The sequence below is a fragment of the Micromonospora sp. 15K316 genome (genome assembly GCF_004348525.1).
Classification (GTDB): Bacteria; Actinomycetota; Actinomycetes; order Mycobacteriales; family Micromonosporaceae; genus Micromonospora.
Window position 1 is genome coordinate 1 of record NZ_SMKG01000040.1, and the last position, 20,614, is coordinate 20,614.

At 74.7% G+C, this 20,614-nt stretch carries 20 protein-coding genes; 2 read left to right on the plus strand and 18 right to left on the minus strand.

The genetic code is table 11. The annotated features are described in order from the left end of the window. Positions 1–22: 22 nt before the first annotated feature. The 11 genes from E1211_RS11460 to rpe form a co-directional block, all read right to left on the minus strand. The gene (locus E1211_RS11460; protein ID WP_243709501.1) at positions 23–1,027 is read right to left on the minus strand and encodes a DMT family transporter; all 1,005 of its coding nucleotides are present in this window, start codon (positions 1,025–1,027) and stop codon (positions 23–25) included. A gap of 95 nt (positions 1,028–1,122) precedes the next feature. After that, on the minus strand, positions 1,123–1,968 hold the full coding sequence (hisG, locus tag E1211_RS11465) for an ATP phosphoribosyltransferase (RefSeq protein ID WP_132348242.1): 846 nt from the start codon (positions 1,966–1,968) through the stop codon (positions 1,123–1,125). A 46-nt stretch (positions 1,969–2,014) separates the two neighbouring features. Further along, positions 2,015–2,278 (minus strand): phosphoribosyl-ATP diphosphatase, encoded by a 264-nt coding sequence (locus tag E1211_RS11470; protein ID WP_132348244.1) that lies wholly within the window; start codon positions 2,276–2,278, stop codon positions 2,015–2,017. Between the two features lie 99 nt (positions 2,279–2,377). Further along, positions 2,378–3,067, minus strand: coding sequence for an alpha/beta fold hydrolase (locus E1211_RS11475; RefSeq protein ID WP_207915338.1), 690 nt, complete (start codon positions 3,065–3,067; stop codon positions 2,378–2,380). Between the two features lie 94 nt (positions 3,068–3,161). After that, entirely contained in the window at positions 3,162–3,662 is a 501-nt protein-coding gene (ribH, locus tag E1211_RS11480; protein WP_132348246.1) for a 6,7-dimethyl-8-ribityllumazine synthase, read from the minus strand. Positions 3,663–3,664: 2 nt separating this feature from the next. Continuing rightward, positions 3,665–4,927 carry a bifunctional 3,4-dihydroxy-2-butanone-4-phosphate synthase/GTP cyclohydrolase II gene (locus E1211_RS11485; protein WP_132348248.1) on the minus strand — a complete coding sequence of 421 codons (1,263 nt, stop codon included), beginning with the start codon at positions 4,925–4,927 and terminating at the stop codon, positions 3,665–3,667. Further along, complete coding sequence (pnuC, locus tag E1211_RS11490) at positions 4,924–5,622, minus strand: nicotinamide riboside transporter PnuC (RefSeq protein ID WP_132348250.1); 699 nt, start codon at positions 5,620–5,622, stop codon at positions 4,924–4,926. The genes E1211_RS11485 and pnuC overlap by 4 nt, the downstream gene beginning before the upstream one ends. Then, positions 5,622–6,299 carry a riboflavin synthase gene (locus E1211_RS11495; RefSeq protein WP_132348252.1) on the minus strand — a complete coding sequence of 226 codons (678 nt, stop codon included), beginning with the start codon at positions 6,297–6,299 and terminating at the stop codon, positions 5,622–5,624. The genes pnuC and E1211_RS11495 overlap by 1 nt, the downstream gene beginning before the upstream one ends. A 1-nt stretch (position 6,300) precedes the next feature. Further along, positions 6,301–7,362: a bifunctional diaminohydroxyphosphoribosylaminopyrimidine deaminase/5-amino-6-(5-phosphoribosylamino)uracil reductase RibD gene (gene ribD, locus E1211_RS11500; protein ID WP_132348254.1), complete on the minus strand. Its 1,062-nt coding sequence runs from the start codon at positions 7,360–7,362 to the stop codon at positions 6,301–6,303. 416 nt (positions 7,363–7,778) lie between these two features. Next, complete coding sequence (locus tag E1211_RS11505) at positions 7,779–8,759, minus strand: response regulator (RefSeq protein WP_207915339.1); 981 nt, start codon at positions 8,757–8,759, stop codon at positions 7,779–7,781. Beyond that, complete coding sequence (rpe, locus tag E1211_RS11510; RefSeq protein WP_132348258.1) at positions 8,737–9,417, minus strand: ribulose-phosphate 3-epimerase; 681 nt, start codon at positions 9,415–9,417, stop codon at positions 8,737–8,739. Before rpe ends, E1211_RS11505 begins: the two co-directional genes overlap by 23 nt. 252 nt (positions 9,418–9,669) lie before the next feature. Between rpe and E1211_RS11515 the strand changes: the two genes are divergently transcribed. Both E1211_RS11515 and E1211_RS11520 read left to right on the plus strand, forming a co-directional pair. Further along, positions 9,670–10,554 (plus strand): septum formation family protein, encoded by an 885-nt coding sequence (locus E1211_RS11515; protein ID WP_132348260.1) that lies wholly within the window; start codon positions 9,670–9,672, stop codon positions 10,552–10,554. Between the two features lie 87 nt (positions 10,555–10,641). Continuing rightward, positions 10,642–11,529 carry a septum formation family protein gene (locus tag E1211_RS11520; protein ID WP_132348262.1) on the plus strand — a complete coding sequence of 296 codons (888 nt, stop codon included), beginning with the start codon at positions 10,642–10,644 and terminating at the stop codon, positions 11,527–11,529. 113 nt (positions 11,530–11,642) lie between these two features. Here the strand turns inward: E1211_RS11520 and E1211_RS11525 are convergent, their stop codons facing one another. The 7 genes from E1211_RS11525 to coaBC all read right to left on the minus strand — a co-directional run bounded on the left by E1211_RS11525 (position 11,643) and on the right by coaBC (position 20,601). Continuing rightward, positions 11,643–13,193, minus strand: a complete 1,551-nt coding sequence (locus E1211_RS11525) for an RsmB/NOP family class I SAM-dependent RNA methyltransferase (RefSeq protein WP_371686148.1) — start codon at positions 13,191–13,193, stop codon at positions 11,643–11,645. Next, positions 13,190–14,116 (minus strand): methionyl-tRNA formyltransferase, encoded by a 927-nt coding sequence (fmt, locus tag E1211_RS11530; protein ID WP_132348264.1) that lies wholly within the window; start codon positions 14,114–14,116, stop codon positions 13,190–13,192. Before fmt ends, E1211_RS11525 begins: the two co-directional genes overlap by 4 nt. Before the next feature lie 7 nt (positions 14,117–14,123). After that, a complete protein-coding gene (def, locus tag E1211_RS11535; RefSeq protein WP_132348266.1) occupies positions 14,124–14,687 on the minus strand; it encodes a peptide deformylase in 564 nt (187 codons plus the stop codon). A gap of 191 nt (positions 14,688–14,878) precedes the next feature. Then, positions 14,879–15,862: an AAA family ATPase gene (locus tag E1211_RS11540; RefSeq protein ID WP_132348268.1), complete on the minus strand. Its 984-nt coding sequence runs from the start codon at positions 15,860–15,862 to the stop codon at positions 14,879–14,881. 186 nt (positions 15,863–16,048) lie between these two features. Next, positions 16,049–18,115 carry a primosomal protein N' gene (locus tag E1211_RS11545; protein ID WP_132348298.1) on the minus strand — a complete coding sequence of 689 codons (2,067 nt, stop codon included), beginning with the start codon at positions 18,113–18,115 and terminating at the stop codon, positions 16,049–16,051. After that, positions 18,112–19,305 (minus strand): methionine adenosyltransferase, encoded by a 1,194-nt coding sequence (gene metK, locus E1211_RS11550; RefSeq protein WP_132348270.1) that lies wholly within the window; start codon positions 19,303–19,305, stop codon positions 18,112–18,114. The genes E1211_RS11545 and metK overlap by 4 nt, the downstream gene beginning before the upstream one ends. 87 nt (positions 19,306–19,392) lie before the next feature. Further along, on the minus strand, positions 19,393–20,601 hold the full coding sequence (gene coaBC, locus E1211_RS11555) for a bifunctional phosphopantothenoylcysteine decarboxylase/phosphopantothenate--cysteine ligase CoaBC (RefSeq protein WP_132348272.1): 1,209 nt from the start codon (positions 20,599–20,601) through the stop codon (positions 19,393–19,395). Positions 20,602–20,614 lie beyond the last annotated feature (13 nt).

Below are 20,614 nucleotides of genomic sequence, written 5' to 3' on the forward strand. Positions count from 1 at the left end.
CTGCCCACGCCGCACGGCGCCGTCAGCGCCGACGCGCCGGCGCTGCGCGGGGCCGGCCGCGGCGACCCGCCACGACGACCGCGAGCAGGGTCAGCCCCGCGCCGACCAGCACGGCGGGCCGAGCACCCGGGCCGCCGGGCAGGAGCGCGTCCAGCAGCAACGCCCCGCCGAGCTGGCCGGCCACCAGGGCGAGCCCGGTGCGCAGCACCCCCGCCGAGCGGACCCCGACCACCAGACCCGCGACGATGCCCACGCCGAGCAGGCCGCCGGTGTAGAGGTACCAGGCGTCCGGCCAGGCCACGGGCGGCCCCGCGAGCGCGCCGGCGACGGACGCCACGATCAGCACCACCGGCGTGCTCACCACGAAGTTGACCGCCACACCGGCGGCGGCCGAGCCGGCCGCGGAGACCCGGCCGTTCAACGCGGACTGCAACGACACCCCGACCCCGCCGGCGACCGCGAGCAGGACCAGCCCGACGGCCAGCTCGCCCACCGGCTGACCGACCTGGGCCAGCGCCACCGCGGCCACGCCGAGCAGCCCGCCGGCGATCCGCGGCCCGGTGAGCGGCAGCCGGCCGACCGGGGCGAGGCCGGCCCGGTCCACCGCCAGCCCGCCGACGCTCCCCCCGGCCACCTGGGCGATGGTGAAGACGGCGACCCCGAGCACCGGCACCACGTACGCGCCGAGCACCACGATCGCCGCGCCACCGAGCCCGCCCAGGTAGGACCACCAGGGCAGCCGGGCCCGGCGTAGTGCGGCCAGCCCGGCGCGCATCGACGGCAGGACGGCGAGCCCGAGGGCGACCAGCAGGGTGCCGCCGAGGTTGTTGACCACCGCGGCGAGGGTCGGTTCGCCGAGCCGGACTCCCAGCTCACCGTTCGCCGCGCCCTGGGCCGCCGACGCGACGCCGGCCAGGGCCACCAGGGCGAGCGCCGCCCACACCGGCAGCCCGCCGCCGGTCGCTGGCGCCGCGCGTGCCGGCGCGGCGCCCGCGCCGGCCGACCCGGAGCCGCGCTGCGCCGGCACAAGGAGATCCGCGCCGCTGCCCGCGCCCGGTTCCGTCGCGGGCGGGACCGGGTCCGGCGCCGTTGGGGCAGCTGCCGGCTCCGGCGGCGTCGCGGTCACAGCCGGCAGGCGTGGATGTTGGTGACGAGGATCGCCCGGGCGCCGAGCTCGTAGAGCTCGTCCATGATCCGGTGTACGTCGTCCCGGAGCACCATGGCCTGCACCGCCACCCAGCCCTCCCGGTGCAGGGGCGACACGGTCGGCGACTCGATGCCCGGTGTGAGGGAGCTGGCCCGGTCCAGCAGACCGGCCGGCACGTCGTAGGCGAGCATCACGTAGCGGCGAGCCACCAGCACCCCGTGCAGGCGGCGCAGCAACTGCTCGGCCTGCGGGTGCGCGGCGGAACCGGCACGACGTACGAGCACCGCCGACGAGCGCAGCAGCGGCTCGCCGAAGACGACGAGGCCGGCCTGGCGCAGGGTCGCGCCGGTCTCGACCACGTCCGCCACCACGTCGGCTACGCCCAGTCGTACGGCGTTCTCCACCGCACCGTCGAGCCGGATCACGTCGGCCTTCACGCCCAGCTCGGCAAGGCGGCGCTCGACCAGCCCCGGGTACGCGGTGGCGACCCGGTGCCCGCCCAGCTCCTGCACGGAGTCGATGTCCTCCGGGCGGGCGGCGAAGCGGAAGGTGGCCCGGCCGAAGGCGAGATCCACGACCTCCTCGGCCATCGCGCCCGAGTCGATGAGCAGGTCCCGGCCGGTGATGCCGAGATCCAGGTCACCGGAGCCCACGTAGGTGGCGATGTCCTTCGGGCGGAGGTAGAAGAACTCGATGTCGTTGGGCTCGTCCCGGCAGACCAGGTCCTTCGGGTCGGTGCGCTGGCGGTAGCCCGCCTCGCGCAGCATCTGGGCGGCCGGCTCGGCCAGGGTGCCCTTGTTCGGGATGGCGACACGCAGCATGACGGAGTGCTCCTAGCAGTCGGAACGGATCGACGACGGGACGCACTCACAGATGTCGGTAGACGTCCTTCAGCTCCAGGCCGGCGGCGAGCATCAGCACCTGGGTCTGGTAGAGCAGCTGGGAGATCTCCTCGGCGGCCCGTTCCCGGCCCTCGTGCTCGGCGGCCATCCACGACTCGGCCGCCTCCTCGACGACCTTCTTGCCGATGAAGTGCACGCCCCGCTCGAGCGCGGCCACCGTGCCCGAGCCGGGAGTGCCGGCCGCGGCCTTGGCCTGCAGCTCGGCGAACAACTCCTCGAACGTCTTCACGCCGCGATTCTTCCAGCTTCCCCGACCGGTGGCGTGCCCCGGGTCCGGGCCCGGCGTTTCCTCCCGCCGCCGGTCCCGGCGGCACGGACCGGGCCGGCGTCAGCCCGCCGTCGACGCGAGGAAATCCCGCACCACCTGGTGGAACTCGTCCGGGCGGGCGGTGTGCACGGCGTGCCCGCCGGCGATCCGGACCAGGCGGGCGCCGGGAATCCGGTCGGCCATCCGCGCCAGCTCGCGCTGCGGCAGGTGACTGGCGTCCCCGCCGGCGACCAGCAGCGTCGGCGAGGTGATCTGCGTCAACCTCTCCCACCAGTCGGGAGGCGGGTCGTTCAACTCGGCCACCACCGCCGCCCGGGCCGCCCAGTCGTACGGCGGCTCCACGGCGGGCCGGTCGGGCAGCCGCAGGCCCAGCGGCACCGGGGGCGGCGGCTCCGCCAGCACCAGCGCGGCGACCCGCTCCGGGTGCGCCTGCGCGAGCAGGTACGCCGCCACCGCCCCGAAGGAGTGCCCGAGCAGCGTGACCCGGGGCGGCGCGACCGCGTCGAGGAACGCCAGCACGTCGTCACGGATCAGCCCCAGCCCGTACCGGCCGGGACGGTCGGTCGCCCCGAACCCCCGCAGGTCAGGGGCGTACGTCCGGATTCCGTCGAGCGCGCCGGCCAGCCCGGACCAGGTCGCGCCGGTCGTCCCGCCGCCGTGCAGCGCGACCAGCGCCCGCCCGTCGTCCGGACCCCAGACGCGGTACGCCATCCGCAGGCCGGGCAGCCGCGCGTACTCGATCCGGCTCACCGGCCGAGTCTGGCAGACCCGACCGGGACGCGACGAACGGCGGCCCCGGGGGATCGTCTCCCCCCGGGGCCGCCGCCGTGCGCTGTCTGGGCGGTCAGCCCGCGAAGCCGACCCGGTGGCCGTTGGCGGTGTTGACCGACCGGACGGCCAGCGCCGCGTCGAGGGCGGCGACGGTCGACGCCCAGCCCTTGTCCTCCGCCGAACCGGGCAGGCCGGCCCGGTCCCGGGCCTGCTCCAGGTTGTCCACGGTGAGCACACCGTGCGCCACCGGCTTGCCCTCGTCGAGCGCGACCCGGGTCAGCCCGTCGGTCACCGAGCGGCAGACGTAGTCGAAGTGGGCGGTGGCGCCGCGGATCACCACGCCGAGCGCCACCACCACGTCGCAGCGGCGCGCCAGGGCCTGGGCGACCACCGGAATCTCGACCGAGCCGGCCACCCGCGCGACCACGGCGCGGGCGCCGCATGCCTCCGCGGCGGCGACCGCACGTTCGAGCATGTGGTCGGTCAACTCGCCGTGCCACCGGGCGGCGACCACCCCCACGGTCATCCCGCTCGCGTCGACGGGCGCCGCCGTCGGCTCCCCGAATCCCGCCATGTCTATGCTCCGATCTCGCCACCGGCGGGCACCTTGTCGGCCGGTGCCTCCGTGACGTCGTCCAACTCCAACAGGTGTCCCATCCGGTCCCGCTTGGTCCTCAGGTACCGCACGTTCTCCGGGTGGGGACGCACCGGCAACGCCTCCCGGCCGGTGATCGTCAGGCCGTACCCCTCCAGCCCGGCCCGCTTCGCCGAGTTGTTGGTGAGCAGCCGCATGGACCGCACCCCGAGGTCGTACAGGATCTGCGCGCCGGTGCCGTAGTCGCGCGCGTCGGCCGGCAGGCCGAGGTCCAGGTTGGCGTCGACGGTGTCCCGGCCCAGGTCCTGCAGCTGGTAGGCCTGCAGCTTGTGCAGCAGCCCGATGCCCCGCCCCTCGTGGCCGCGCATGTAGAGCACCACCCCGCGCCCCTCCTGGGCGACGCGGGCCAGGGCGGCGTCGAGCTGCGGACCGCAGTCGCAGCGCAGCGAACCGAAGACGTCGCCGGTGAGGCACTCGGAGTGCACCCGGACCACCACGTCCTGCCCGTCGCCGATCTCGCCGTACACCATGGCGACGTGCTCGGCCGTGTCGTGCGTGCTGCGGTAACCGATCGCCCGGAACACCCCGTGCCGGGTCGGCATCCGCGCGTCGGCGACCTGGTCGACCTGCTTCTCCGTGCGCCGCCGGTACGCGATCAGGTCGGCGATCGTGATCATCGTGAGCGAGTGCTCGGCGGCGAACTTCTCCAGGTCCGGCACCCGCATCATGGTGCCGTCGTCGTTGACCATCTCGCAGAGCACGCCGGCCGGGCGCAGGCCGGCCAGCCGGGTGAGGTCGATGGCCGCCTCGGTGTGCCCGGGGCGGCGCAGCACCCCGCCCTGCCGGGCCCGCAGCGGCACCACGTGCCCGGGCCGGGCCAGGTCGGCCGGGCCCGTGGTCGGGTCGGCGAGCAGCCGGATCGTGTGCGCCCGGTCGGCCGCCGAGATGCCGGTGGTGACGCCCTCCCGGGCGTCCACGGTCACCGTGTACGCGGTGCCTCGCCGATCCTGGTTGGTGTGGTGCATCGGCGGCAGGTCGAGCCGGTCGGCCTCGCTCTCCAGGAGCGGCACGCAGATGAAGCCGGAGGTGTGGCGGACCATGAACGCGACCAGTTCCGGGGTGGCCAGCTCGGCCGCGAAGATCAGGTCGCCCTCGTTCTCCCGGTCGGCGTCGTCGACCACGACGACGGGCCGACCCGCGCCGATGTCCGCGATCGCCTGCTCGATACTGCTGAAGGTGGTCATGCCACGGCCTCCGTGTAGGTCGACGGGAACGAGGGGCGGACCGGCCGCAGCGTCCGCGACGTACGCCACCAGCTGGCGAAGCCCCAGACGCAGAACGCGCCGTAGATGAGGTACATGACCGCCGACGGGTAGAAGCCCCCGTTCAGCAGCAGGGGTACGCCGACCGCGTCCACGGCGACCCAGATCAGCCAGAACTCGACCCAGCCACGGGCCATGCCGTACGTGGCGAGCAGGCTGCCGACGAGGATCCAGGCGTCCGGCAGCGGCCCCCAGGAGCCGAGCGCGGCGAGCGCCGGATAGGCGGCCGCCACCCCGAGCACGGCCGCGACGAGCAGGCCCAGCCGTTCCCGGCCGCTCGCCCAGCGGGGCGCCACGGCGCCTCCGTCGGCGACCGTGCCGAGCCGACGGGTCCGCGACCAGCGCCACCAGCCGTAGACGCTGACCGCGAAGAAGAAGACCTGCCGGCCCGCCTGCCCGTACAGGTCGTGCGCCTGCGGGGTGGCGAACACCCCGCCGAGGAAGACGGTGAAGAGCAGAGCGTTGCCGATCATGCCGACGGGCCAGGCCCAGACCACCCGGCGCAGGCCGAGCAGGGCGGAGACCAACCCGAACGCGTTGCCGACGATCTCGCGGACCAGCACCGGCGACCCGGCGACTGTCACCTGTGCGTCGAGCAGCCAACCGAGCGTGCTCATCAGGCGACCTCGGCGGGTGACCCGCCCCCGGCGGAACCGGCCGGTGCCGCGACGCCGGGCAGCGCCCCGGGCTCGCCGGCGGCCAGCCGGTCGCCGAGCAGCCGCTCGACGTACTTGGCCAGCACGTCCACCTCGAGGTTGACCGGGTCGCCCACCCCGCGTACGCCGAGGGTGGTGAGCTTCAGCGTGGTGGGGATCAGCCCCACCGAGAACCAGTCCGGCCCCACGCCGGCCACGGTCAGCGACACGCCGTCGACGGTGATCGAGCCCTTCTCCACCACGTAGCGGGCGAGCTGCGCGGGGAGCCGGAAGCGCAGCGTCTCCCACTGCTCGGCCGGCTCCCGGGAAAGCAGCTCGCCGACCCCGTCGACGTGCCCCTGCACCAGGTGCCCGCCGAGCCGGCTGCCCAGCGTCGCGGCCCGCTCCAGGTTCACCGGAGCGCCGGGACGCAGCGCGCCGAGCGCGGAGCGGCGCAGCGTCTCCCCCATCACGTCGGCGGTGAAGACGCCGGCGTCGACGTCGACCACCGTCAGGCAGACGCCGTTGACGGCGATGGAGTCGCCGTGCCGGGCGTCGGCGGTGACCAGCGGGCCGCGGAGGGCGACCAGCGCCGAGTCCCCCGCGGTCGCCGTCACGGCGACCACCTCACCCAACTCCTCGACGATGCCGGTGAACATGTCAGCCCTCCCTCTTCCGGGGCAGCGCGGTGATCCGCAGATCCGGACCGATCTGCGTAACGTCGATCAACTCCAGATCGATGGCCTCGGCGATGGTCGTCACACCGGCGTCGACGAGCGCGGCCGGTCCGGCGCCGAGCAGCCGGGGCGCGACGTACCCGACGACCTTGTCGACCAGTCCCGCGGCCAGGAACGCGCCGGCCAGCCGGGGCCCGCCCTCCAGCAGGACCGCCCGGATGCCCCGCTGGTGCAGCGCGGCCAGCAGCGCCGGCAGGTCGACCCGGCCGTCCTTGCCGGCGCCGACCTCCGCCACGGTGGCTATCCAGGTCCGGGCCGCGCCGTCGCGGACCTGGGCGTCGGCGGGCGTACGACCCTCGCTGTCCACCACCACCCGCAGCGGCTGGCGGATGGCGAGGCTGCCGTCGCGCAGGTTGCGGGCGGTGAGCCGGGGGTCGTCGGCGAGGACGGTGCCGACCCCGGTGACGACCGCGTCGACGGTGCCGCGCAGCGCGTGCACGTCGATCCGGGCCGCCTCCGAGGTGATCCACATACTGGTGCCGTCGGCCGCCGCCGACCGCCCGTCCAGCGTCGCGGCGTACTTCCAGATGACGTACGGCCAGCCCCGGCGCATCGAGGTCAGCCAGGCGATGTTGCCGGCCTCCGCCTCCTGGGTGCGTACGCCCACGTCGACCCGGACGCCGGCGGCGCGCAGGGTGGCCGCCCCACCGGAGGCCACCGGGTTCGGGTCGGGTACGGCGATCACCACGCGGGCGACCCCGGCCTGGATGAGCGCGAGGCTGCAGGGGCCGGTGCGACCGGTGTGGTCACAGGGCTCCAGGGTGACCACGGCGGTGCCGCCCCGGGCGCGCTCGCCGGCCTGCGCGAGCGCGACGATCTCGGCGTGCGGCCCGCCGGCGTACGCGTGGAAACCCTCACCGACAACCTCGCCGTCGGTGTCGATCAGCACGCACCCGACCACCGGATTGGGGCTGGTGGTGCCGAGTCCACGCGCACCGAGTTCGATCGCGCGACGCATCGCCTCGTCGACGGAGACGCTCGCCATTCGCCTTGTCCCTGCCTTCTCGCTCGCCGGTGGCGCGCGGGCGGGGTGGGGAGGCGGCATCGGGCCGCGGGCGTGCGGCGGCGGAGATCCGGGTACGGCGGAGCCGACCCGCAGGGGCGACACGGCACGCCGTCACCGGCGGCCGGGTACGACCCGTCCGTCCCGCGCGCTGTCTCCCATCCGGACTGTCTGGGGGCGGGATGTCCCGCGCCCAACCGTCGGCCCCGGATTCACACCAGGTCCACCGGGCGGCAGAGCCGACCGGGTCGCGGGCTGACCACGGTCTCGCCGTGGATCACCGCCGGTTCGGAATTACACCGAGTCCCGCCAGCGCGTGGTGGGTACAGGAAAGTCTTACACGCCGAGCGACCGCCGCCACCACCTGGGCGAGGTAGTTCACACCGGGTCGCGCCCGCTCAGGTGACGCCGCGCCGCCGGTCGACCGCCACGTACGAGCCGGGCTGCCCCTTGGCCACCGACTTCATCTCGCTGGCGACAGCGATCGCCTCCAGCGGGTCGGTGAAGCGCTTGCCGGCGTCGGAGAGGGAGACACCGATCGAGAGGGTGACAAGCGCGGCGCGGCGGATGTTGCCCCGCCGGTCCTTGAGCTCGACGTAGCCGCGCTCCCGGTCGATCGGGTCGTAGAGGGAGTCCGCCGCCTTCTCGAAGTCCACGACCGCCCGCGAGGTCAGTGGCCGGATCTGCTCCGGGGAGCAGACGATGACGAAGTCGTCGCCGCCGACGTGGCCGAGGAACGCCGGGGGCAGCCCGCTGGAGACCACCGCCCGGTGCACGCTGCGGGCCAGGGCGGAGATGAAGTCGTCGCCGCGGACGAAGCCGTACCGGTCGTTGACGCTCTTGAAGCGGTCGATGTCGATGTAGGCGACGGCGTAGTCGGCGCCGCTGCGTACCCGGTCGGAGATCTCTCGCCGGATCCGGCTGTTCCCGGGCAGCCCGGTCAGCGGCGAGACCTCCCGGAACTCCTTGTTGCGCCGCAGCGTGGAGCTGACCCGGGCCACCAGCTCGGCGGTGTCGAAGGGTTTGACCAGGTAGTCGTCGGCGCCGGCGCTGAGGCCGTGCACCTTGTCCACGGTCATCCCCTTGGCCGTCAACATGATCACCGGCAGCGCCGAGGTCATCGGGTCGGCGCGCAGCCGCCGGGTCAGCTCCAGCCCGTCGATGCGGGGCATCATCAGGTCGACCACCGCGAGGTCGGGCCGCTGCCGCTCGATCACCTCGAGGGCCTCCTGGCCGTCGCCGGCGTGGATCACCTCGAAGCCGTGCAGCCGGAGGTTGAACTCGACGAACCGCGCGATGTCCTCGTCGTCGTCGACGACGAGGATGACGTCCGGGCGCTCCTCCGCCGCGTCCACCTCAGGCCCCGGAGATCGCGCGATCCGCCAGCGCCCGCAGCCGGCGTACGGCCTCGGCGGGGTCGTCGGCGCCGTAGACCGCGGTGCCGGCGACGAAGGCGTCGGCACCGGCCTCGGCCGCCGCCTCGATGGTGTCGGCGGCGATCCCGCCGTCGACCTCGATGCGCAGCTCCAGGTGCCCAGCGGCGACGTGCCGGCGGGCGGCGCGGACCTTCTCCAGCAGCTGCGGGATGAAGCGCTGCCCGCCGAAGCCGGCCTTGATCGTCATGATCAGGAGGGTGTCGAAGCTCGGCAGCAGCTCGAGGTACGGCTCGATCGGGGTGTCCCGGTCGATCGCCAGCCCGGCCTTCGCCCCGGCCGAGCGCAGGTCCTTGGCGAGCGCCACCGGGTCGTCGCACGCCTCGGCGTGGAAGGTGACGTTGTACGCCCCGGCGTCGGCGTACCCGGGCGCCCAGCGCCGCGGATCCTCGATCATGAGATGCACGTCGAAGGGGATCTGGGTGGCCGCCCGCAGGCTCTGCACCACCGGCAGCCCGATGGTGAGGTTCGGCACGAAGTGGTTGTCCATGACGTCGACGTGCAGCCAGTCGGCGGCACCCTCGACGGCACGGACCTCGTCGGCGAGGCGGGCGAAGTCGGCGGCGAGGATGCTCGGCGCGACGATCGTCGGCGGTACGGTCACCGGGCAAGTGTACGAACGTCGCGGCCGATCGCCGCCGGCACCGCACCAACCGGGACGGGCCGTGACCCGAAGGTGACACGTGGTGCAGAATTGCCCGGTCCGGGCGGGCGAAACCGGACAGGGAGACATCGGCGACTGGCCGATCGGCGCGAACCCGGCGACACTCCAACCCAGACGGTGACGCACCGCCGGGCCTCGGCACGCCCGCCCGGGACGAGATCGACGGTCACCAGTTCCCGGAAGGGGCGGACGATGCGACGGTGCCTCGGAGTCCTGGCGCTGGCCAGCGCCGTGACGGTGCTGCTGAGCGGGTGCCTGCGCGCGCACGGCCCCGACGGTGACCTGGTCGACGACTGGCCGGCGATGCGCGCCCCGACGATCTTCGTCCCGGCCACCGACACCTGCCAGGCCCGGGTCGCCCCGGTCGTGCAGGCCGGCACCTACGAGACGGTGCCCTGCTCCCGTACCCACCTGGCCGAGGCCATCCACGTCGGCACGTTCACCGCGGCGCCGTCCGCCGCCCGGCCGGAGCCCGGTCGCCCGACGCTGCGCGCCGCGCGGTCCGAGTGCGACCAGCGGGCCCGGGAGGTGCTCGGCGGCGACTGGCACGCCGCCCGGGTGGCGCTGAACATCGCGCTGCCCAGCAAGGCGGCCTGGGCCGGTGGCGCCCGCTGGTTCCGCTGCGACCTGAGCGAGACCGACAGCATCGACAACACCCGCCCGGTCAACCGCACCGGCAGCCTGCGCGGCGCGATGGTCGGCGACTCGCCGCTGCTGCACCGCTGCTTCGACCCGAAGCTGATCGGCGAGAACCTCAACTACATGGCGCCGGTGCTCTGCACCGAACCGCACCGGGCCGAGTTCGTCGGGGCGTACACCGAGCGGGACATGAGCTGGGCGGCGTTCACCGCCGCCGCCGACCAGGTGCACCGCCGCTGCATGGGGCTGATCGCCACCTTCGCGGCGGTGCCCGACAACAGCGAGCTGCCCTACCGGGCGGGATCCATCTTCTACCCGCCGTCGCGACGGGAGTGGGAGGAGGGCGACCGGGGGGTGCGTTGTTTCCTGTGGAGCGACGACCGGAAGCTCACCCGGTCGATGCGGGGCGTGGGGCCGCAGGGACTACCAGCGATCTGAGTGGCCGTGCCGTATGCTCCTGCGCCGTGGCGCAACCGGTCGATGATCGCCGGTGGGCGTGACCACGGTCGACGGGGAGGTCGGCGGATGCGACGGTGGTGGACGGCGGCCGTGGTGGGCACGGTGGCGGTGCTGGGGCTCGTCGGCTGCGCCCCGGCCGGTCTCGACGCGGAACTCACCGACGACTGGCCGGCGCTCGCCGCGGCCGAGGCGTTCGTCCCCGAGGCCGGGGTCTGCCACCTCGCCCTCTCCGAGGTCGGCTACCTCAGCGCGTACAACCCGGTCCGGTGCGACGAGTCGCACCGGACGGAGACGCTGCATCTGGGCACGCTCAGCGGCGCGGCCGCGCAGCGGAGCACACCCCCGCCGCCCGGCTCGGTGGGCCTGCGCGCCGCGCGCACCGAGTGCGACCGGGAGGTCAACAAGGCCGTCGGCGCCGACTGGCGCACCGGGCGGCTGAGCGTCGACGTGGTCTTCCCGTCACCCGCCGCGTGGACCGGTGGGGCCCGCTGGTTCCGCTGCGACGTCAGCGAGATCGCGAGCCTGGACGACCCGGCGATCAGCCTCCGGGAGGGGAGCCTGCGGGACGCCCTGAAGGGCACCTCGAAGCTGGCCTACGGCTGCTTCGACCCGAAGGTGGTCAAGGAGGAGATCGAGGAGATGCTCCCCAAGGCCTGCACGGCGAAGCACCACGCCGAGTTCGTCGGGGTCTACCAGGCGCCGGACATCAGCTACGCCGAGTTCACCCGCACCACGCTGCGCGCCCACAAGGACTGCCGGAAGCTGATCGCCTCGTACGTCAAGGTGCCGAACAACTCCGACATGCAGTACCGGGCCGGCACGATCTTCTACCACCCGTTCGAGGAGGAGTGGAAGAGCGGCAACCGCGGCGTGCAGTGCTTCCTCTGGGTCAGCGACCGCGCCCTGACCCGCTCCATGAAGGGCGCCGGCAACAAGGGCCTCCCGGTGAGCTGACCCCTCCCGCCCTGTCCGGATCAACCCCGTTCAACTCGTTCACGGAAAGAGTGGCCTCAGCGGATGCCGAGGCCACTCTTTCCGTGCGGGTCCGCGCCGACGAGCGTGCGCGGTCAGCCGCGGCGCAGGACGGCGAGGAACATCGCGTCGGTGCCGTGCCGGTGCGGCCAGAGCTGCACGGTCGGGCCGTCACCCAGTCCCGGCATGCCGGCCGGCAGCAGCGGACGGGCGTCGACGAAGTCGACCGGAACGCCGGAGCGCCGGGCCGCCTCGGTCACCGTCACGTGCGTCTCCACCGTGTGCGGCGAACACGTGACATAGGCGACGACGCCGCCGGGGCGCACCGCGCGCAGCGCCGCGCCGAGCAGCTCGCGCTGCAACCGGGTCAGCGACGACAGGTCCGACGGCTGCCGCCGCCACCGCGACTCCGGCCGCCGCCGAAGCGAGCCCAGACCGGTGCAGGGGGCGTCGACCAGCACCCGGTCGAAGTGCTCCTCCGGCAGCTTCGGATCCTCCCCGACGGTACGGCCGTCGGTGTGCAGCACGCTCACCGGCAGGCCCCGGGTCGCCTGGGACACCAACCGGGCACGGTGCTCCGCCACCTCGACGGCGGTGAGCCGGGCGCCGCGCTCGGCGGCGATCGCGCCGAGCAGGCCGGCCTTGCCGCCCGGCCCGGCGCAGAGGTCGAGCCAGCGACCGTCCGGGCCGTCCAGCGGCGCGACCGTCAGCGCGGTCGCCACCAGCTGGGAGCCCTCGTCCTGCACGTGGGCCCGCCCCTCGGCCACCGCCGGCAGGTCGCCGGGAGCGCCGCCGCCCAGGTAGACGGCGTACGGCGAGAAGGCGCCCGGCGCGCCACCGACCTCGTCGGCGAGCTCGACCGCGTCGACGCGCCCCGGCCGGGCGCAGAGGTGCACCGGAGGCCGCTCGTTGTCCTCGATCAGCAGCCGGGTGGTCTCACCGAGATCACCCCCCAGCGCCTCGGCGAACGCGCGCACCACCCACTGCGGATGGCTGTAGGCGAGCGCCAGGTGCCCGATCGGGTCGCTCTCCATGCTCGGCGCGAGCCGCTCCACCCAGGCGTCGGCGTCCCGCTCGGCGACCTCCCGCAGCACGGCGTTGGCGAAGCCGGTGGCGCCCGGCCCGACCGCGCGGACCAGGTCGACGGTGGAGGAGACCGCAGCGTGCGCCGGTACCCGGGTGTGCAGGAGCTGGTACGCGCCCAGGCGCAGCGCGTCCCGCACCGGCGGGTCGATCCGTTGCACGTCCCGTCCGGCCGCGGCGGTCAGGATCGCGTCGAGGGTGCCGAGATGGCGCAGCGCGCCGTAGGTCAGTTCGGTGGCGAAGGCCGCGTCCCGGCCGGTCAGCCCCTCCTCGCGGAGGATGGCCGGCAGGACCAGGTTGGCGAAGGCGTCGTCCCGGTGCACCGCGGCGACCGCCTCGTACGCGGCCCGCCGCGGGCGGTCCACGGCCGGCCGGTCGGCGCGGCCGCCGCGCCGGTCCGTGCCCGCGCGGACGGACCGGCGCCCGTCCGGCGCCGCTCGCCCACCGCCGGGCCGGTCACCTCGCCCGCGCGCGCCCCACTGTCCGTCGCCGGAGCTGGCCGGGCGGAGGTCGGACCGTTCGTCGGGCGAACCTTCGTCGCGCAGCCGTTCGGTGTCGCTCACGCCAGTTCCTCCCCGGCGACGACCCGAGCGCCGCGCGCCCAGTCGGTCGCCGGCATGGCCCGCTTGCCGGCGGCCCGCACCTCGCCGAGCCGGATCGGGGTGGTGGCGGTGCCGACGAGCACCCGGGACTTCTCCACCAGCAGCTCACCCGGCTTCAGGCCGGGGCCGTCGCTCACCGGCGCCACCGGCCCCAGCTTGATCCGCTCACCGCGGAAGGTGCTCCACGGGCCGGGGGACGGCGTGCAGGCCCGGATCCGCCGGTCCACGGCGAAGGCCGGGTCGGTCCAGCGCACCCGGGCGTCGTCCACGGTCACCTTCGGGGCGAGTGACACCCCGTCGGCCGGCTGCGGCTGGGCGCGGGCGGTGCCGTCGGCGATCGCGTCGAGGACGGCGACCAGCAGGCCGGCGCCGGACTCCGCGAGCCGCTCCAGCAGGTCGCCGGAGGTGTCCGTGGGGCGGATCTCGTCGGTCAGGGTGCCGTAGACCGGCCCGGTGTCCAATCCCTCCTCCAGCTGGAAGACGCTGGCGCCGGTCAGCTCGTCGCCGTGCAGCACGGCGTGCTGCACGGGCGCCGCGCCGCGCCACGCCGGCAGCAGGGAGAAGTGCAGGTTGACCCAGCCGTGCCGGGGGATCTCCAGCGCGGCCGGCGGCACGAGCGCCCCGTACGCGACCACCGGCACGCACTCGGGCGCGAGGTCACGCAGCCGGTCCAGGAACTCCGGCTCGCGCGGGCGGGCCGGGGTGAGCACCTCGATCCCGTGCTCGTCGGCCCACGCCCCGACGGCGGAGCGGGACACGCCCCGCCCCCGCCCGGCCGGCGCGTCGGGACGGGTCACCACGGCGACCAGCTCGTGCCGCGAGGCGGCGACGGCGGCCAGGGACGGGACGGCGACGGCAGGCGTACCCGCGAAGATCACACGCACCGGCCGGTCACCCACCCAGACCGAAGGGGCTGGCCGCCGGGCCGTGCGGGCTCAGCTTGACCACCGGCGGGGCGGCGTCGTCGTACCACTCGGCCTGCCGGATCGCCTTCATCGCCTCCTTGCGCCCGGCCTGGTCGAGCCGGTCGATGAAGAGCACGCCGTCGAGGTGGTCGGTCTCGTGCTGCACGCAGCGCGCCATCAGCCCGGTGCCGACGATCTGCATCGGGTCGCCGTAGCCGTTGAAGCCCTTGGCGATCACGTTCTGCCGGCGCTTCGTGTCGAAGTAGAGCCCCGGGATGGAGAGGCAGCCCTCCGGGCCGTCCTGCTCCTCCTCGTCGGGGAACTCCAGGACCGGGTTGACCAGGTGGCCGAGAACGTCGTCGACGTCGAAGGTGAACACCCGCAGGCCCACCCCGAGCTGCGGCGCGGCGAGGCCGGCGCCGTTCTGCTCACGCATGGTGTCGGTCAGGTCGGCGATGAGCCGGCGCAGCTCGGTGTCGAAGTCGACAACCGGATCGGCCGGCGTGCGCAGCACCGGATCACCGAACAGACGGATGGGCTGGACGGTCACGCGGGACGGCTCCTTCACGGGGTGGATGATCGGGGCCGTACCAGTCTACGGAGTGCCACGGCCGGCCCCGGCCGCCGTACGACCAGGGTGGGTGTGCGGAGCGTCACGGGCGACCGCGCCGGAGGCGCCACGGCATCGACGACCCGCCGCGAGGGGGCCCGGGTCCGCCGCCGGGCGTGGCCCGTCGCGGGTCAGGCGCCGTGGCCCGGCTCGCCGGCCAGCACCGCGTCCCCGGCGAGCCGGGTGTGCTCGGGCAGCGGCAGCTGGATGCCGTGCGCGGCCTCCCAGTCGTAGACGATCCCGGGGCGCACCTGGGCGGCGAAGTAGTCGACGGCGCTCATCCCGCCGACGACCGGCTCGTCGACCTCGGCGACGAGCTGGGCCGGCACCAGGTGGAAGCCGCTCTGCAGCGCGGCGCTGAGCCGGCGGTGCCCGTCGACCACGAAGAAGTACTCGCCGCTGTAGCCGATCCGCAGCGGCTCGAGCGCCTCGTCGCCCGCACCGGCGACCTCGCCGACGAACTCGGAGTCCCAGAGGCCGCGCAGGGTGGCGATGTCCTCGGTCGGGTAGATCCGGGTCGGGTCGAGCAGCAGCAGCGGCGGCTCGTCCCGCAGCACCTCGGCGCCGAGCGTCCCCTCGTACGCCGCGATCACGTGCTCGATCACCTCCTCGGGCGTGGCCCGGGTGGTGTCGCAGATGAGGTCGTAGTTGCGCAGCCGGGCCTTGTCCACCCCGTAGCGGATGATGAACCGGCTCCGCTCGCTCTCGCTGCGCTCGCGGAGCTTCGCCTTCGCCTCCTCCTGCGAGGTGTAGCTCTCGGCCGGTCCGGACGGGCGGGCGAGCACCCGGCGGGCGGCCTCGCCCGGCTCGGTGATCATGTGCACCTTGAGCGCGTCGGTGAAGAAGTGCCAGGCGAGGCGGGAGTCCATGACCAGGCTCTCCCCGGAGGCGGCGATGTCCCGCTGGAGCTGGTCGACGTAGCCGTCGACCGCCTGGTCGAGTTCGGCGTGCAGGTTGAGCTGGAGGGCGGTCATCTGCCGCTCCTGCGCCATCTGCCGGTAGAGGTCGCCGACGCTGACCCGGCGCAGGCCCAGCCGCTTGGCGATCTCGACCGAGACGGTGCTCTTGCCGCTGCCGAGGTCACCGTTGAAGACGATCGACTGACGAACGGTCACGACTGGTCCACCCCTGATCACCGGAGATCCGAACTCATCGTCCTGGCGTGGGCCCGACGCACTCCCCCCGCGTCGCGCCATGGTCCGCCCGGCATGACGGGCGATGCTACCACCCCATAATCGGGCTCCCGCCGGACGCGGCGTGCGACATCACCCGGCTCACCTGGTGCAAGGCCGGGCCGGAGCTCAGAACAGGTCGAGCGGATCGACCTGGAGGCGGACCGGGTCGGCCGCCTTGCGGGCGCTCCGCGCACCGGCGGCGGCGTGCAGCGCACCGGCGAGCGCGGCGGCCCGCGCGCGGGGCACCCGCACCAGCATCCGCTCCCGCTCGCCGTCGGCCGGGACGGGACCGAGCACCTCGGCGCCGTCGGGCAGCCGCGCCTCGTCGAGCAGGTCCGCCACCGCCGCGGGCAGCCCGGTCACGCTGGCCATCCGGACCGCGGGCGGGAAGCCCAGCTCACGCCGCTCGGCCAGCTCGCGGGCCGCGAACCAGCCGGCGTCCCAGCGCAGCAACGCCTGCACCGGCGCGAGCGCCCCGTCGGCGACCACCACCACCCGGCCGCCGGCCCCGGCGGGCCGGGCCAGGGCCGCCGCCGCCAACCAGCGACGCAACGCCTCCTCCCCGGCCCGCAGGTCGGCCCGGGTGAGCAACGCCCACGAGTCGAGCAGCAGCACCGCCCCGTAGCCTCCCTCGGCGACCGGTTCGGCGCCCGGCGTGGCGATCACCAGGCCGGCCCCGCCGGGCACACCGTCGAGCACCTCGTCCCGGCCGGAGGTGCGCACCGACACCCCGGGGAAGGCCCGGCCCAGCTCCTCGGCGGTCCGCCGGGCGCCGGTGACCGCGGCCCGCAGCCGCCGCCCGCCGCACTCCGGGCAGGCGTACGCGACGGCCACCCGGCCGCACCAGCGACAGGCGGGCGGGGCGGTCGCGGAGGGCAGCGCGAGCGGGCCGGCGCAGTGCGCGCAGCGGGCCGGTGTGCGGCACTGCGCGCAGGAGACCGAGGGCAGGTAGCCGCGGCGGGGCACCTGCACCAGCACCGGCAGGTCGGCGCGGAGCGCGTCCCGGGCCGCCGTCCAGGCCAGGCTGGGCAGCCGCGCCGTGGCCGCTCCGGGGTCGCGGGCCAGCTGCGGGTCGTCGCCCACCGGCGCGATCGCGGGGGTACGGGTCCGCACGGTGGCCCGGTCGGCCACCACCTCCCGCGCCCACCCGGTCTCCAGCAGCAGCTGCGCCTCGGCGGTACGGGCGTAGCCGCCGACCAGCACGCCCGCCTCGGCCAGCTGGGCGCGGGTGAGCAGCACCTCGCGGGCGTGCGGGTAGGGGGCCCGGGGCTCGGCGTGCAGGTCGTCGCCGTCGTCCCAGATCGCGACCAGGCCCAGCCGCTCGACCGGGGCGAACATCGCGGCGCGGGTGCCGATCACCACCGGCACGTCACCGCGCCGCGCGGCGAGGAACGCCCGGTAGCGGCGGGCCGGGCCGAGCGCCGCCGAGAGGCAGACGTGCCGTCCCGGGCCGAGCGCGGCGGCCAGCGCGGCGTCGAGGCGGTCGAGGTCACGGTTGTCGGCGACGACCACCACGGCGCCCCGGCCGCCGGCGACGGTCGCGGCGACCGCCTCGGCGTAGCGGGCCGCCCAGTCCTCCCCGGCGAGCGCGGACCAGACCGCGCGGGGCGCGCGCCCGCCGGCGAGCGCCCGCAGGTAGGCGGGGCCGGCCGGGTAGTCGCGCCAGCCGTCCGGTCCGGGCTCCGCCGGGGCGGGCCGCTGCCCCGGCACCGGCCCGGGGCCGGGCCGGCCGGTGCCGGTCTCCTCTGGATGATGCGGGGCCGGCACGGACTCCGGCGTGGCCGGCTCGGCCGGCGGCGGGCCGTCCGGGCGCGCCTCCTTCTCCACCCGGGCGTGCCGGGGTGGTACGGCCAGCCGCAGCACGTCGGCGAGGCTGCCGGCGTACCGGTCGGCGACCGCCCGGGCCAGTCGGGCCACCTCCGGCGAGAGCACCGGCTCCGGGGAGACGACCTTCTCCAGGTACGCCAGGCGGGGGTGGTCGGAGCTCGCCACCCGCTCCAGCAGCCAGCCGTCCACCAGTTGCCCGGCGAACCGGACCTTCACCCGGACCCCCGGCACCGCCTGCTCGTCGAGCGTGGCCGGAACCAGGTAGTCGAAGGGCCGGTCCAGGTGGGCCAGGGGGACGTCCACGCAGACACGAGCGACCGGCGACCCGTCCGCGGGTCGCCGGTCGCCGCGCGTGGTGCTGGTCAGGCTCCCGCGGCCGACTTGAGGTCGGCGGCCCGCTCGGTGCTCTCCCAGGTCAGGTCGGGCAGCTCCCGGCCGAAGTGGCCGTACGCCGCGGTCTGCTGGTAGATCGGACGGAGCAGGTTCAGGTCCCGGATGATGGCCGCCGGCCGCAGGTCGAAGACCTCGGAGACGGCCTTCTCGATCGAGGCCACCGGCACGGTCTCGGTGCCGAACGTCTCGATGAAGAGGCTGACCGGGTGCGCCTTGCCGATCGCGTACGCGACCTGCACCTCGCACCGCTCGGCGAGGCCGGCGGCGACGACGTTCTTCGCCACCCAACGCATCGCGTACGCGGCCGAGCGGTCCACCTTCGACGGGTCCTTGCCGGAGAACGCCCCACCGCCGTGCCGGGCGTACCCGCCGTAGGTGTCGACGATGATCTTGCGGCCGGTCAGGCCCGCGTCGCCCATCGGGCCGCCGATCTCGAACCGGCCGGTCGGGTTGACCAGCAGCCGGTAACCGTCGGTGTCCAGACCGAGGCTCTCCAGCTCCGGGGCGATGACGTGCTCGCGGATGTCCGGGGTGAGCAGCGACTCCAGCGAGATGTCGGCGGCGTGCTGGCTGGAGACCACGACGGTGTTCAGCCGAACCGGACGCAGCCCCTCGTACTCGATGGTGACCTGCGTCTTGCCGTCCGGCCGCAGGTACGGGATCGTACCGTCCTTGCGCACGGCGGCCATCCGGCGGGCGAGCCGGTGGGCGAGCGCGATCGGCAGCGGCATCAGCTCCGGCGTCTCGGAGCAGGCGAAGCCGAACATCATGCCCTGGTCACCGGCGCCCTGGGCGTCCAGCGCGCTCTCCGACGCCCCGGTACGCAGCTCGAAGGCGTTGTCGACGCCCTGGGCGATGTCCTCCGACTGGGCTCCGATGGAGACGCTGACGCCGCACGACGCGCCGTCGAAGCCCTTCTTCGAGGAGTCGTAGCCGATGTCGAGGATGGTCTTGCGGACGATGGTCGGGATGTCCGCGTACGCCTTGGTGGTCACCTCACCGGCGATGTGCACCTGGCCGGTGGTGATGAGGGTTTCCACCGCGACCCGGCTGCGCGGGTCCTCGGCGAGCAACGCGTCGAGGATGCCGTCGCTGATCTGGTCGGCGATCTTGTCCGGGTGGCCTTCCGTGACCGATTCGGACGTGAAGAGGCGGCGTGTCACGGCACTCCTAAGCGTGTGAAAGTCGTTCCGCGGAAGTGTAGTCACCACGGTCCGTGGCGGCGGAGGCGGTTACGTCCCTTTCCACCCTCACGGGCGACGGGCGAGCCGCGTCACCACGAGGTCCCAGACGCCGTCGGCGAGGTCCGCCTTGGACTGCTCGGGCATCCGGGTGACCGAGCCGTCCGCGCCGATGACGGTCGCCGCGTTGGTGTCGGCGCCGAAGACCTTGTCCGCCCCCACCTCGTTGACGACGATGAGGTCGGCCCGCTTCCGGGCCAGCTTGGCCCGGCCGTTGGCCTCGGCGTCGCCGGTCTCCGCGGCGAAGACCACCAGCACCTGCTCCGGTCGGCGACGCTCGCCGAGCTCGGCGGCGATGTCCGGGTTGGTGACGAGCTCGATGGTGGGTGCGCTGCCGTCGTCCGCCTTCTTGATTTTGCCAGGCGCGTAGACGGCCGGGCGGAAATCGGCGGGAGCCGCCGCCATCACCACCGCGTCGGCGTCGGTGGCCGCCTTCAGCGTGGCCTCCCGCAGCTCCGCGGTCGTACCCACCCGCACCAGATCGACCCCGGCCGGGTCGGCGAGGGAGACGTTGGCCGCGATCAGGGTGACCCGGGCCCCGCGGGCCACCGCCGCGCGGGCGAAGGCGTAGCCCTGCTTGCCGGAGGAGCGGTTGCCCAGGAACCGGACCGGGTCCAGCGGTTCCCGGGTGCCGCCGGCGGTGACCACCACCCGGCGGCCGGCCAGGTCGGCGGGGGCGTCGACGCCCCGCGCCAGCGCCCGGCGGGCGACCTCGAATATCTCGGCCGGGTCGGGAAGGCGGCCCTTGCCGGTGTCGGCGCCTGTGAGCCGGCCGACCGCCGGTTCGACGACCCGTACGCCCCGGGAGCGCAGCGTGGCGACGTTCGCCACCGTGGCCGGGTGCTCCCACATCTCGGTGTGCATGGCCGGGGCCAGCACCACCGGGCAGCGGGCGGTGAGCAGGGTGTTGGTGAGCAGGTCGTCGGCGAGGCCGTGCGCCGCCTTGGCCAGCAGGTCGGCCGTGGCGGGTGCGACGACGACGAGGTCGGCGCCCTTGCCGAGGCGGACGTGCGGCACCTCGTGCACGTCGGACCAGACCTCGTCGGCGACCGGTTGCCCGGAGAGCGCCGCCCAGGTCGGCGCCCCGACGAAGCGGAGCGCCGACGCGGTCGGCACGACCCGGACCCGGTGGCCCGATTCGGTGAAGAGCCGCAGCAGCTCACACGCCTTGTAGGCGGCGATGCCGCCGCCGACCCCGAGAACGATCTCGGCGGACATCGTGGTGTGCCCG